The sequence below is a fragment of the Sphaerisporangium sp. NPDC005289 genome, assembly GCF_040607455.1.
Taxonomy (GTDB): Bacteria; Actinomycetota; Actinomycetes; order Streptosporangiales; family Streptosporangiaceae; genus Sphaerisporangium; species Sphaerisporangium rhizosphaerae.
Window position 1 is genome coordinate 252,179 of record NZ_JBEXGS010000003.1, and the last position, 13,052, is coordinate 265,230.

Genomic DNA, 13,052 nt, shown 5'->3' on the forward strand with positions numbered 1-13,052 from the left:
CCGCTCCGCACCTAGTCATGTCTTTTCGGTCGAGCCTACTGCGTCCCATGGTGGTCTTCGACGAATCTGAGAGCCCCGGAGCGACCCCGCCGGACCCGGGTGACCCGTGAGTGACGGGCGCAACACCGGTCGCGGTCCTGGCGTCCTCGTGGCGGCGCGGGAGGCCGCGAGGGGAGCCTCAGCGCTCGAGGTTCTGCTGCTGCGCCGAGCGCAGCACCCTCAGGTGGCCGCGGCGGCCCACCTCGACCCCCTGCCCGACCGGCTCGCCCGAGGACGGCGTGGGGCGCGCGGCCTCGCGCACGGCGTTGGCCAGGGCCTCCAGGTCGTCGGTGGTCGGCTGACCGGCCTCCGACGGCAGCCGGACGACCTCCCACCCGCGGGGGGCGGTCAGCCGCTCCGCGTGGTCCGCGCACAGGTCGTAGCAGTGTGGTTCGACGTACGTCGCCAGCGGGCCGAGAACGGCGGTCGAGTCGGCGTAGACGTACGTGAGTGTGAAGACGGCAGGCTGCCTGCAGGCGGTACGGGAACAGCTGCGGACGGGGCTCACGGAGGGACCGTATCCGGTCCGCGTTCACATTGCCACCACCCGGCAGCTCTTAACGAGCGTGTCGCCACATTTCGGACACTTACCCGCCGTTTACGGGCGTCATATCGCCACCTGGCATGTCCTTGAGAAACGGCACGCTCCGGTGCCCGTCCGGGGATGCGCCACCCGGACACACAGGGAGTCGGCACGGGATCCGGGAGGCACGATCTAGGCTTGGCTATGTGAGTCCGGACCCTGGCGGCACGCCCCGCCCCAACGGCCCGCGGCGGCGCGATCGGCACGGCCGCGGCATGCGAGGTCCGCTCGCCCCGTCGCACGTGCCCATCGCGCGCTCCCGGAGCGAGCGCTTCGACGATTTCGTGCTGGACGCCGTCGACCGGCTCAAGCCGAAATGGGGCGGCCAGCTCTCGGCGGTCGAGTTCGCGGTGGAGGACGTGCCCCCCGCCGACGAGCTCGTCGACGGGCCGGGCCGGCTGTCCTCCGACCCCATCCCCTTCGGCCGGGCCGAGCCCGCCGTCGCCGGCTCCCCGGCGGTCGTGGTGGTCTACCGCCGCCCGCTGGAGGCCCGCGCCCGCGACCGCGACACGCTGGGCGCGCTCGTGCACGACGTGGTCGTCGAGCAGGTGGCCAGCCTCCTCGGCCTGTCCCCCGAGACCGTCGACCCCGGCTACGACGACCGCCACTGAGCATCGCCCCGGGCGACCGAGGGCCACGACAGAGCCCTGCGACCGGGCCCCGCGACCGAGCACCGTCCCTGACGGGTGCCGTCCCTGACGGGTGCCATCCCTGACGGGTGCCATCCCTGACGGGCGCCGGCCCGGACGGGCATCACCGGGGGGCGCCACGAGGCGGTCAGTCGCCGCCGGTGGAAGGCGGAGCCGGGCGGTCGGGCAGGACCACGTCGGAGGACTCCTGGACCGGCGGGGCGATCACCCAGGTGCGCGCCAGGGCGAGAGGCTGGGCGGTGAGCAGCAACCCGTCGGGGGTGCGCTCGTCCAGCACCCTGCCCCCGTACACCGGCCCCGACTTCGGCTGCGGCGTCACCACGACGCTGAAGTCGCCGCCGCCCGGCGGGGCGAGCTTGATCTCCTTGGTGCGCGCGGCGGGGATCTCGACGTCCACCGGAGGGGGCGCGGCGCCGCGCTTGGGCAGCACCTGGACGCGCACCTCGGCCCGCGCGCCGGGCGCCGAGAGGATCAGGCGGGACGAGACGTCCTTGCCGCCCCGGTTGTCGGCCACCACGCTGCCGAACGCGATGGCCGGGGCCCCCGCCGTGAACGCGACGTCCGGTTTGCTCCCCGTGCCGGTGGCCATGACCCCGGCCACGATCGGGACGTCCGCGGTGAGCACCATCGCCGCCGGCTGGCCGCCGATGCCCGTGGAAAGGTCGAGCGAGGCGGTGGACCCGGCGGGCACGTCCAGCGACTCGCGGTTCTTCATGGCGAAGAAGGCGTCGGCGGTCAGGGCTTTGACGTGCACGACGGTGTCGGTCTCCCCGGGGGCCGTGACGTACAGCTCGCGCCGGCCGCCGCCGCCCGGGATGCCCGGGACCACGACCGTCCTGGCCGGCGCGGCCGCGGCGGGAAGCCAGTCGGCGCCCTTGCCCTTGCCGAGCACCGCCCGCGCCGAGGCGGCCACCCGGCCGCTGATGGTGCGCACCTCGATGGCCATGACCAGCGGCGAGGGCGCGAGGTCGCGCAGGTGCACGGTGCGGTGCTCGCCCGGCTTGAGCACCAGGCTGTTGCCGCGGTCGCTCACGACCGGGCCCTCGCCGGCGTAGACCAGGACCTCGGCGATGGCGTCGGCGGCGTCGGCGTTGGCCAGGTAGAGCACCACGTCGGCGGCGGCGGGGCCGGGGCCGACGAACCACGCCCCCGCGCCGGGCTCGGCGCACCGCACCCCGGCCAGGCCGCGCGCCGTGCCCTTGAGCCGCCGGGTGGTCTGCGCGGCCTCCAGGCCGGCGGCCATCGCGCCGCTGCCGGAGACCTCCAGCGGGCCGGACTTGGCCGGGGTTTCACGCTGCCACAGCACGCCGGGCCCTTCGAGCCGCGCGACGGAGGGGGCCTTGCCACCGGGCTCGGTGACCTCCGCGACCGTGGCCACCCCGTCGCCCTTGCCGCCCGGCGGGGTGATCGCGCTGACGCGCGCGCCGGCCGGGTCGGGGCAGACGGTGGAGATCGACTCCACGGCGACCCTGCCAGGCGGAGGGACCGGGACGGGCGCGACGCCCTGGCGGGTGACGAACGCCACGCCGAACAGGGCCCCGAGGGCTATCAGCACCAGCGCGAGGAACCCGAACCGGTTCTCGATCAGCGCCCTCACCGGACCAGCACCTCCTGGGGTTCGCGCTCGACCGCGGGCTCGGCGTACTCCTCGACGGTCTCGGCGCCGCGGGCGCCGGGCGAGGCCAGGATGAGGACCAGGACGACCAGGACGAGCTGCGCCCACAGCCACGCGTCGTGCCAGAAGGCTCCGTAGGCCACGGTGACGCGTCCACCGGCGGCGGGGGCCTCGAAGCCCTGCGCCCACCCGTCGACGGTGCGCGCCGCGAGCGAGGCGCCGCCGGCGGCGGCCGTCCACCCTCCGGCGGGCTCGGCCAGCACCAGGACGCGCTGGGCGGGCCCGGGCGGGACGGCGACCGTCAACCCGCCGCCGGGCGTGCCGGTGTACTCGACCGGGGTGCGCCGGCCGTCGGGCGCCAGCAGGTAGGCCCGCCCGAGGGGCTGGACCATCCGCCACAGCCCGCCGTCCGGCGAGAGGTTCATCCGCGCGAGCGCCGGGTCGGCGTCCAGAGAGCGGCGGACCCCGGCGTCCACGGGACCGGGGACGACGACGAAGCGGACCCCATAGGCGGCCAGCGCGACGGCGTCGTCCCCGCCGCGGCCGGAGATGACGCCCGCCAGGACGTCCGACAGCCGGCGGCGCGTGGTGGCGGGGACCGGGAGCTCGGTCTCGCCGATCAGCGGGGTGCGCCCGCGAAGGATGGTGAAGCTCAGCAGGCCGTCCGCGCCCGAGCGGAGCACGACCGTGCTCTCGCCCCGCGTCGAGGCCGCCGCGACGAAGTCGGTGATCACGCTGGGCACGCCGCGCCGCAGCGGCCCGCTCACGCCGTCCTTGACCCACAGGCCCGCCACCAGGACGGGTGAGACACAGGCCACCATGACCATGAGAACGGCGACCACGCGGCGCAGGCCGCCCGCCCGGTGCAGCTCGATGACGCGGTGGCCGGTGAGCGCGGCGGCGACGATGAGACCGGTGGCGGCGAAGGCCAGCGGCACGCCCGGCCAGGCGGGGGCGCCGTCGACCGGGACGCGGGCCGCCACGGTGGCCACCAGGACGCCGAAGACGGTGACGCCCCAGCCGACGACCACCACCATCTGGTGGCGGCGGAACAGCAGGGCGGCCAGCGCGGCGGCGATCAGACCGCCGGTCACCCAGATCGGCGGCACTCCGGGGCCGCCCGGGCTGAGCAGCAGCAGGGCCGCCGGCGGCAGCCGGGGGTCGACCAGGCCGGGCCGGTGCAGGCCCGCTTCGAGCAGGACGCGCCCGGGGTCGGCGGCGAGCTGCAGCAGCCACGGGAACAGCAGCACGATCGGCACGGCCATCGCGATGCCGAGCGAGAGGCCCACCCCGCGCCTCACCCCGCCGAACGAGACCGCGGCCAGGCCGCCGAGCACCGCGACCAGCACGTACACCAGCGGGGCGAACGCCGTGCCCACCGCGAGCAGCAGGCCGAGCGCCCACGCGGCCCGGCGCGCACTGCGGCGCTCGCCCGTGATGACCCTGGCGGCGAAGGCGGCGTAGGCGGGGAGCAGGACGAAGACCATCGCCGTGCCGAGCCGCCCGGCCGCGACGGCGCCGGTCGCCACCGGCAGCAGCGCGTAGGAGGCGGCCAGCCAGACCCGGGCCAGCGGATGGGAGATCATCGACCGGGTCGCGACGTACGCCGACAGGCCGGCGAGCGGAACGCAGCCGAGCAGCAGCACCGAGACCGCCAGCCACGTCTTGCCGAAGAAGAGCGTCGACAGGGCGGCCAGGACGGCCACGTACGGCGGGGCCCAGCCGTCGGAGCCAAGGCCCGCGGCGTGGTAGCCGGAGGTGTAGAACGCCCACAGGTCGGAGGCGCCGCCCGCGACCGGCACGAGCGCGCCCCCGCCGAGCAGGCCGCCGTAAAGCAGCGACCGCTCGGCGGCCACCGTGACGGCCACCAGGGCCAGGCACAGCAGCACGCCGGGGTTGCCGAAGACGCGCTGCATCAGCCCGGCGTCGGTCAGCAGCTCTTCGCCGTCGTCCTCGCGGGACGGCTCGGAGATCACCGCGTGGTGGCGGCCCGCGGAGTCGATCGGCCCCGACCCCGACAGGTAACCCTGCACCATGTCGGTCAGCCGGCGAAACGCCATGCCCGACGGCGTGAACAGCCGTTTGACCTTGGGGTAGCCCTGTTTCCTGCCCTGCCTCCTGGCTTTGCGCGCCCTGAGCAGGCGGCGCGGGCCGCCGATGACGGAGGCGAACGCCGCCACCTCGTCCAGGGCGTTGGCCGGCTGCTTGGCCAGCAGCAGCAACAGGGTGCGGAACAGCGAGACGACGAGGTTGCGCGCCATCGACCACAGCATCGACCGGAACGGCAGGTTCGCCATGATCACGAACATGGCGTTGCGCCGGTCGAGCCTGCGCGGGTGGACGTCGCTCACCGCCATGCGCCGCCTGCGCCGCGTCGCCGCCTCGGCGTGCCAGGCGACCGCGTCGGTGACGCACAGCACGCGGTGGCCGGCGGCGGTGGCGCGCCAGCACAGGTCGAGGTCGTCGCGGAACATGGGCAGCGCGGTGTCGAGCCCGCCGAGCTGGTCCCACACGTCGCGGCGGATGAGCATGCCGGCCGTGGACACCGCCAGCACCTCGTGCACGCCGTCGTGCTGGCCCTGGTCGTACTCGCGCGGCTCCAGCCCGGTGTCGCGGCGGCCGGAACGGTCGACGGTCACGCCTATCTCGAGCAGGATGCGGCGGTCGAGCCAGTCGCGCAGCTTGGGGCCGAGGATGGTGGCCTTCTTGTCGGCCGCGGCGGCCCAGAGCAGGGCCTCCAGTGCCCGCCTGTCGGGCACGCAGTCGTCGTGCAGCAGCCAGATCCACTCTTCGCCGCCGGTGCGCGGCAGGCGTTCGAGTACCGCCGCGACCGCCTCGCCGAACCCGGTGGAGCGGGGCATGGTGAGGACGGCGTTCGGGCCGAACACCTCGGTGAGCATCTTCGCGCCGCCGTCGCGGCTGCCGTTGTCCACGCCGACGACCCGGTCGAGGGGGCGCGTCTGGTGCAGAACCCCCTGCAGCGTCTCTTTCAACCAGCGCGCGCCGTCATGGGAGACGACGATCGCTGTGACCGATGGACGCGGCGGTTGCACGGAGAGGGTGTCCTTGGGGGCTCGTGTGGCTTTGCGCCGATCACGATACGGCACCTCGGGTACGCGGAGTCCGCCAGTCCGTCAATCCGGTCGGCGCCCGTCGCTTTCAGGCATACCAGCGCCGGCGCCACGGCGTCCGCCCCGCCGACCACGTCCCCTCGCCCGGTCGGCGGCTGTGGGCTCCCCTGCCCACGGCCGGCGGCCGTGACCGTGATCTCGCGGCGTCGCTCGTGACGTCGTCACCACCGGCGGCGCCGAAGGATCGGCGCCCGCCGGGCCGGCTCAGCCGGCCTCTCGCTTGATCCTGCGCCGTTCCCGCTCGGACAATCCCCCCCAGATGCCGAACCTCTCGTCATGCTGCAAGGCGTACTCAAGGCACTCGGCCCGCACTTCGCAGGACCGGCACACCTTCTTCGCCTCGCGCGTGGAACCGCCCTTCTCTGGAAAAAACGCCTCCGGATCCGTCTGCGCGCACAGGGCGCGCTCTTGCCATCCCAGCTCTTCCGCGCCGAGCATCTGTGCCATGACCAGATCGGTCACTGCACACCTCCTGCTGATAGCCCGCCCGCCCCGCAACGGAGCCCCCCTTTTGAACACCTTCCTCAATACCCAGCATGTGAAAGGCGTAACTACACAGTTGTAATTACACGCGTGTGCCGCGTGTGGCGTCAAGCGGCATGCCAGTATCCGGGGAAAGACCAGCTCACCCCGGTATGCGAGCATCGGTGGCATCCGCGAGCCGCGTCCGTGACGCCGATCCGGCGTGTGCGGCGGCCTTCCGCGATTCCCGATCTTCTATGCCCTCAGCGGTCGGGACCGTACCAGCGCGACCCCTGATCGGACCCTTGACCTGTCTGATCTCTACCCTCGCTTTCCTCCGGCCTTGCCTGGGAGGACCTGTCGGGGGCGTAGATGGCGGTCGGGTCTATCGGCTCGTCGCGCCGGGCCGCCGAGGGGGACGGCGGCATCGGCGCGTTCAGCGGGTCGTTCTGGAAGGCCTTCGGGTCGAAGCGCACAGTCTTCTCCGCGGGCTCCTCCCAGGCGGCCTGGCTCGGCCGGCCGCCCTGGTAGGACGCCTGCTCGTGCTGCGGCCGGTCCTGGCCGGGCGAGTAGGGCTGGTCCTGGACCGGCCGGTACCCCTGCGCGTCGGCCGGCGGCTGCGTACCGTAACCCCCGGAGTCCGCCGGAGACGGCGCGCCATAGCCTCCGGAGTCCGCAGGGGACTGCGAACCATAGCCTCCCGGGTCCGCCGGAGACTGCGGGTGACCGAAAGGACCGCCGTAGGTGGGGGTGTAGTCGGGTGAGCGCACCGGCTGCGTGCCGGTGTACTCCGAACCGCTTCCCTGGCCGCCGCCGAGGTCGGACGACGTCCCTCCGGCGCCGCCCTGCGTCTGCTGGTAGCTCTGGGCCTGCTGGTAGGCCTGGGCGATCTGCTGCTGGCGCGGGTCGCCCGCCGCCTCGGCGTACAGCGGGGACGGCTCGGCCGCACGCCCGAAGTCGCCGGAGGAGTAGCCGCCGTAGGACTCCCCGCCCGCCCCCGCCTGCCCGTAGGAGTTCGGCTGCGTCGTCGCCTGCCCGTAGGAAGAGGAGGACGACGAGGACGAGGACGACGCGTCGAGCGGAGCGGCCTGCGAGCCGGTCTGGCCGTACGACGGCGACTGGTCGAGCGGGCTCGACTGCGGACCCGTCTGACCGTACGACGGCTGGTCCAGCGGGCTCGGCTGCGCACCGGTCTGACCGTAGGAGGACGACGACGGCTGGTCCAGCGGACTGGACTGCGGACCCGTCTGGCCATAGGACGACGGCTGGTCCAGCGGGCTCGGCTGGCCGTACGAGGGCGACTGGTCGAGCGGGCTCGACTGCGGACCCGTCTGACCGTACGACGACGGCTGGTCCAGCGGGTTCGGCTGCGGGCTGGTCTGCCCGTACGACGGCTGGTCCAGCGGGCTCGGCTGCGCACCGGCCTGGCCGTAGGAGGACGACGACGGCTGGTCCAGCGGGCTCGGCTGGCCGTACGAGGGCGACTGGTCGAGCGGGCTGGACTGCGGACCCGTCTGACCGTACGACGACGGCTGGTCCAGCGGGTTCGGCTGCGGGCTGGTCTGCCCGTACGACGGCTGGTCCAGCGGGCTGGACTGCGGACCCGTCTGACCGTACGACGACGGCTGGTCCGGCGAGCCGTTCTGGCCGTAGCCGCCCCCCGCACTCTGCGACTGCTGGCCGTAGGTCGGAGACAGGTCGAAGGGGGGCGGGGTGTCGTTGGCGGGGAGGGCCTGGCGGGCGCCGGTGGTGAAGGCCTCCGGGTTGGTGAAGCTCCCGCCCGCCGCCGGCGGGGCGTAGGGAGAAGGCGTCTGCGCGTAGGGGTCGGCGGCCGGCGGGTTCTGTACGGACGGCTGCTGCGGGTACGGGGAGGAGGGCGGCTGCCCGAAGGCCCCGCCGCCCGGCTGCTCGTACGACCCCGGCGACTGCGGCTCGTAGGCTCCAGCGCCCGGCTTGTCGTAGGACCCGGAGGACTGCGGCTCGTACCCGCCGCCGGAGGTCCGCGGCTGCTCGTACGACCCGGACGGCTGCGGCTCGTAGGCGCCCGGCGTCTGCGCGCGCTGCGCGCCCGGCTGCCCGTAGGGGTCGGCGGACGCCTGCGCCGGCGCGTACGGGTCGACCGGCTGGGAGGGCTGCACGGAGTACAGGCCGGGCGGAGGGGGCAGCGCCGGCTGGTAGGCGGCCTGGCCGTTGTACGGGCCGCCCTGCTGTCCGGCCTGCTCGGGATGACCCGGCTGGGAGCCCTGCTGCTGAGGGCCGGCCTGCTGAGGCGCGGGCTGCTGCTGGGGATGGCCGGGCTGCTCGGCGCCCTGCCCCTGGGGCGGGCCCGCCTGCTCGCGGAACCCGTGCCCCGGCTGTCCCGGGTACCCGTGCTCGGGCTGCCCCTGGAACGCGGGCTGCGGCTGCTCGTGGAACCCGTGCCGGACCTGCTCCGGGAACCCGTGCTGCGGCTGTCCCTGGAACCCGTGCTGAGGCTGCTCCTGGAAGCCGTGCTGGGGGCCCGGCTGCCCGGGGTGTCCCTGGGGCGCGAAGCCGGGGGCGCCGAACGCCTCCTGACGGGGCCTGGACGCCGCGGGGGCGGCCGATGGGAGCACCGACATCGCGTACACCAGCCCGACCACGGTCAGAGCGAGGGCGGGCAGGCCGGTCAGAAGGTATTCGATCACTCCGAGACCGCCGCCCGCGCCGCCGATGAGCACGCCGATCAGAGCGATCGCCCCGAACACGGCGGACACCGCGAGCGCGATGACGGCGACGAGGTTGACCAGACGGGCGCGGGGGGTGGGCGGCCCGAAGCGGGTGACCAGGACGACCGCGCCGAGCGCGAGGGCCACGTTGACCGGCGAGTCCAGTCTGAGCAGCGAGGAGGCCGCCCTGACGCCGAAGGGCAGGCCGGAGCCGAGGAACAGGCTCTCCACCCCGACCAGGACCTGTGCGCAGACCGTCACAACCATGATCCAGGCCGCAGGCTCGCGGAGCCGCCCGGGCTCTACTTTGACCACAACTACCCCCCAATTGGGTCCATACGGCAACCGCAGTTTTGCACATCTCCGCACTTTGGGGGCACGAGACCCAAGAACCTCATTGATCACATAAGACCATCTTGTCCGGTTTTTTCGGCTCGCATCCGCTATGGAGCAGGGGTTTCGCGGCCCTCCCCCACCGCCGTCCGGCCCGGGCCGGACCAAGGAGACGGCAATGGAACACTTGACACATGCGCATCCTCTCCCTGGCCGGCGGCATCGGGGGCGCCCGCTTCCTCCGCGGGCTCCAGGCCGCCGCCCCCGAGGCGGAGATCACCGTCATCGGCAACACCGGTGACGACATCACGCTGTTCGGGCTCCGCGTCTGTCCCGACCTCGACACCGTCATGTACACCCTCGGCGGCGGCATCGACGAGGAGCAGGGCTGGGGCCGAGCCGACGAGCACCACGTCGTCAAGGCCGAGCTGGCCGCCTACGGCATGGAACCTCAGTGGTTCGGCCTGGGCGACCGCGACATCGCCACCCACATCGTCCGCACCCAGATGCTGAACGCCGGCTACCCGCTGTCGGCGGTCACCGAGGCGCTGTGCGACCGCTGGAAGCCCGGCGTGCGGCTGATCCCGATGACCGACGACCGCGCCGAGACCCACGTGATCGTCGAGGACGAGCAGGGCCGCCGCGCGATCCACTTCCAGGAGTGGTGGGTGCGCCTGCGGGCCTCGGTGCCCGCACGGCAGATCGTCCTGGTCGGCGCGGAGGACGCCAAGCCCGCGCCCGGCGTGCTGGAGGCGATCGAGCGGGCCGACGTGGTGATCCTGCCGCCGTCCAACCCGGTGGTGAGCATCGGGACGATTCTGCAGATCCCCGGCATCCGCGAGGCCCTTTCGGCCAAGACCGTGGTCGGCGTCTCCCCCATCATCGGCGGCGCCCCGGTGCGCGGCATGGCCGACGCGTGCCTGACCGCCATCGGCGTGGAGACCAGCGCCCAGGCCGTGCTGGAGCTCTACGGCTCGCGCCTGGTCTCCGGCTGGCTGGTGGCCGAGCAGGACGCCGGCGTCGCGCTGGAGGGGGTGCGCGTGGTCGCCAGGCCACTGCTCATGACCGGCGTCGAGGCCACCGCCGGCATCGCCCGCGCCGCGCTGGAGCTGGCCGGATGATCAGCGTCCACGGGGTGCCGGGCCTACCCGAGGTGCGGCCCGGCGACGACCTCGCCGAGCTGATCGCGCGCGCGGTGCCCGATCTCGCCGACGGCGACATCCTCGTCGTCACCTCCAAGATCGTGAGCAAGGCCGAGGGCCGCGTCCGCGAGGCGGACGGCCGCGCCGAGGCGATCGCGCAGGAGACCGAGCGGGTGGTCGCCCGGCGCGGCGACACCGTCATCGCCCAGACCCGCCACGGCTTCGTCATGGCGGCGGCCGGGGTGGACGCCTCCAACACCGAGCCGGGCACCGTGCTGCTCCTGCCGCTGGACCCGGACGCCTCGGCCCGCCGCATCCGCTCCGGCCTGCCGGTGCGGGCCGGGGTGATCCTGTCGGACACCTTCGGCCGCCCCTGGCGCAACGGGCTCACCGACGTGGCGATCGGCGCGGCCGGCGTCCGTCCGCTCGACGACCTGCGCGGCCGCTCCGACGCCTACGGCAACCCGCTGTCGGCGACGGTGACGGCGCTGGTCGACGAGATCGCGGCGGCGGCAGAGCTGGTCAAGGGCAAGCTGGACGGGGTGCCGGTGGCCGTCGTGCGGGGGCTGTCCCATCTGGTGACCGACGAGGACGGCCCGGGGGTGCGCCCGCTGGTCCGGCCCGCCGACGAGGACATGTTCCGGTACGGCTCGGCCGACGTGCTGTTCGCGCGGCGCACGATCAGGGAGTTCTCCGCCGAGCCGGTCGACCCGGCCGCCGTCAGGCGGGCCGTGGCCGCCGCGGTGAGCGCGCCCGCCCCGCACCACACGACGCCCTGGCGGTTCGTGCTGCTGGAGTCGGCCGGCGCGCGCGAGAAGCTGCTGGACGCCATGCTCGCGGCCTGGGTGCGCGACCTGCGCGCCACCGGGTTCACCGAGGAGTCGATCGCCCGCCGCGTGCGGCGCGGGGACGTCCTGCGCCGGGCCCCGTACCTGGTGGTCCCCTGCCTGGTGATGGAGGGGTCCCACACCTATCCCGACGAGCGCCGCAACGCCGCCGAGCGCGAGATGTTCGTCGTCGCCACCGGCGCGGGCGTGCAGAACCTCCTGGTGCACCTCGCCGTCGAGGGCCTGGGGTCGGCGTGGGTCTCCTCGACGATGTTCTGCCGCGAGGTCGTGCGCGAGGTGCTGGACCTGCCCGGCGCCTGGGACCCGATGGGCGCCGTCGCGGTCGGCCACGCCGCCGCGCCGCCCCGCGACCGTCCCCCGCGCGACCCGGCCGACTTCATCGTCACCCGCTAGAGGCCCGGCCGCCGCCCCGCCGCCCACCTCACCGCCGCGTGCGCTGCGGCCGGACATCGGGCCGGTGGTCGCACCTGACCGCGAGGCCCTGAGCGTTGAGCACCCTTACGTTTCCACGCAAAGGTCTTGTTCCCGCATCCGGCGCTCATCGATGCTGCGGCCATCGAGCGCTTCCGGTGGCGCGAATCCGGCCGCCGCCCGACAGCGGCCGGGCACGGGGGACGAAGAGGAGAGCGCATGCGGTTACATCGGCGTGCCGTCGCCGCCATTGTGGCGGTGGGAGCGACCGCGCTGGCGGTGGTCTTCCACGCGCTGGACGAACCGGCTCCCAGCCGGTCCGCGGCCGCGGCCACGTCCGCCGCTCCCACGCGGTCCCTCACCGAGCAGGAGAAGGACCTGCTGCACGACGCCGAGGACAAGCTGATGCGTTCGTGTATGGGAGCCCGCGGCTTCGACATGTGGGCCGTGCCCCGGCGGCCGCTGCCGGAAGACCGCGACTTTCCCTACGTCATCGACGATGTGCCGTGGGCCTCCCGGCATGGCTACGGCAGTGACATTCAGGCGCAACGCGACAAGTTGCGCAGATCCGATCCCAACCGCCGGTACTTCACCGGTCTGCCGCCGACAGAACGGCAGCGCGCGTTGGACGCTCTGCACGGCGAACGATCCGCGAGGCGACTGGAGGTCACGACCCCGAACGGCATGACCGTCGGCCGGGCCGACGACGGTTGCATCGCGCAGGCCCAAGAGAAGCTCTACGGGGACCTCGAAGTCTGGTTCCGCGTCACGACGATGACCGATGCGCTCACCGAGATGCGCGGAAGACAGGTGCTCGCCGATACCGGGTTCACCGAGTCGGTCAAGAAATGGTCCACCTGCATGAGTGCGAAGGGGTTCCGCTACACAGATCCCTATGAAGCCCGCGCCGCGTTCACGAACCCGGACAAAGCCGCGGCGCGGGCGAAAGAAGTGCGCACAGCGGTCGCTGAGGCCGGATGCGCGAGCAGCAGCGGCCTGTCCGACACCATCCGTCGCCTGGACCGGCAGTACGGCGAGCGCCTGCGGCGTGCGTACTCCGACGAGGTGAACACCCGGCTGCGAATGGAGCTCGCCGCGCTGGGACGCGCCGGCTCCCTCGTCCAGACCAGATGAGACCCGGCATGTCACGG

At 73.7% G+C, this 13,052-nt stretch carries 9 protein-coding genes; 4 read left to right on the forward strand and 5 right to left on the reverse strand.

Annotation, left to right across the window (positions count from 1 at the left end; all coding sequences use genetic code 11):
• Positions 1-178: 178 nt before the first annotated feature.
• Positions 179-547 carry a DUF3499 domain-containing protein gene (locus ABZT47_RS06790; RefSeq protein ID WP_354837025.1) on the reverse strand — a complete coding sequence of 123 codons (369 nt, stop codon included), beginning with the start codon at positions 545-547 and terminating at the stop codon, positions 179-181.
• 290 nt (positions 548-837) lie between these two features.
• Here ABZT47_RS06790 and ABZT47_RS06795 point away from each other — a divergent pair, with 290 nt between their 5' ends.
• Positions 838-1,233, forward strand: coding sequence for a metallopeptidase family protein (locus ABZT47_RS06795; RefSeq protein WP_354837601.1), 396 nt, complete (start codon positions 838-840; stop codon positions 1,231-1,233).
• A 166-nt stretch (positions 1,234-1,399) separates the two neighbouring features.
• Here the strand turns inward: ABZT47_RS06795 and ABZT47_RS06800 are convergent, their stop codons facing one another.
• From ABZT47_RS06800 to ABZT47_RS06815, 4 genes are all read right to left on the reverse strand, one after another.
• Positions 1,400-2,869, reverse strand: coding sequence for a DUF5719 family protein (locus ABZT47_RS06800; RefSeq protein ID WP_354837027.1), 1,470 nt, complete (start codon positions 2,867-2,869; stop codon positions 1,400-1,402).
• Positions 2,866-5,940, reverse strand: coding sequence for a glycosyltransferase family 2 protein (locus ABZT47_RS06805; protein WP_354837029.1), 3,075 nt, complete (start codon positions 5,938-5,940; stop codon positions 2,866-2,868). Before ABZT47_RS06805 ends, ABZT47_RS06800 begins: the two co-directional genes overlap by 4 nt.
• Positions 5,941-6,222: 282 nt before the next feature.
• On the reverse strand, positions 6,223-6,465 hold the full coding sequence (locus tag ABZT47_RS06810) for a WhiB family transcriptional regulator (RefSeq protein WP_184889896.1): 243 nt from the start codon (positions 6,463-6,465) through the stop codon (positions 6,223-6,225).
• 278 nt (positions 6,466-6,743) lie between these two features.
• Positions 6,744-9,434 carry a hypothetical protein gene (locus tag ABZT47_RS06815; RefSeq protein ID WP_354837031.1) on the reverse strand — a complete coding sequence of 897 codons (2,691 nt, stop codon included), beginning with the start codon at positions 9,432-9,434 and terminating at the stop codon, positions 6,744-6,746.
• A gap of 260 nt (positions 9,435-9,694) precedes the next feature.
• Here ABZT47_RS06815 and cofD point away from each other — a divergent pair, with 260 nt between their 5' ends.
• The 3 genes from cofD to ABZT47_RS06830 all read left to right on the forward strand — a co-directional run bounded on the left by cofD (position 9,695) and on the right by ABZT47_RS06830 (position 13,035).
• A complete protein-coding gene (cofD, locus tag ABZT47_RS06820; RefSeq protein ID WP_354837033.1) occupies positions 9,695-10,621 on the forward strand; it encodes a 2-phospho-L-lactate transferase in 927 nt (308 codons plus the stop codon).
• Entirely contained in the window at positions 10,618-11,883 is a 1,266-nt protein-coding gene (locus tag ABZT47_RS06825; protein WP_354837035.1) for a coenzyme F420-0:L-glutamate ligase, read from the forward strand. Before cofD ends, ABZT47_RS06825 begins: the two co-directional genes overlap by 4 nt.
• A gap of 126 nt (positions 11,884-12,009) precedes the next feature.
• A complete protein-coding gene (locus tag ABZT47_RS06830; RefSeq protein ID WP_354837037.1) occupies positions 12,010-13,035 on the forward strand; it encodes a hypothetical protein in 1,026 nt (341 codons plus the stop codon).
• The last annotated feature ends 17 nt before the right edge of the window (positions 13,036-13,052 follow it).

Coding starts and splice junctions, on each gene's coding strand:
- ABZT47_RS06795 (WP_354837601.1), top strand. CDS start 838: ATGCGAGGTCCGCTCGCCCCGTCGCACGTGCCCATCGCGCGCTCCCGG.
- ABZT47_RS06810 (WP_184889896.1), bottom strand. CDS start 6,465: ATGGCACAGATGCTCGGCGCGGAAGAGCTGGGATGGCAAGAGCGCGCC.
- ABZT47_RS06825 (WP_354837035.1), top strand. CDS start 10,618: ATGATCAGCGTCCACGGGGTGCCGGGCCTACCCGAGGTGCGGCCCGGC.
- ABZT47_RS06815 (WP_354837031.1), bottom strand. CDS start 9,434: ATGGTTGTGACGGTCTGCGCACAGGTCCTGGTCGGGGTGGAGAGCCTG.
- cofD (WP_354837033.1), top strand. CDS start 9,695: ATGCGCATCCTCTCCCTGGCCGGCGGCATCGGGGGCGCCCGCTTCCTC.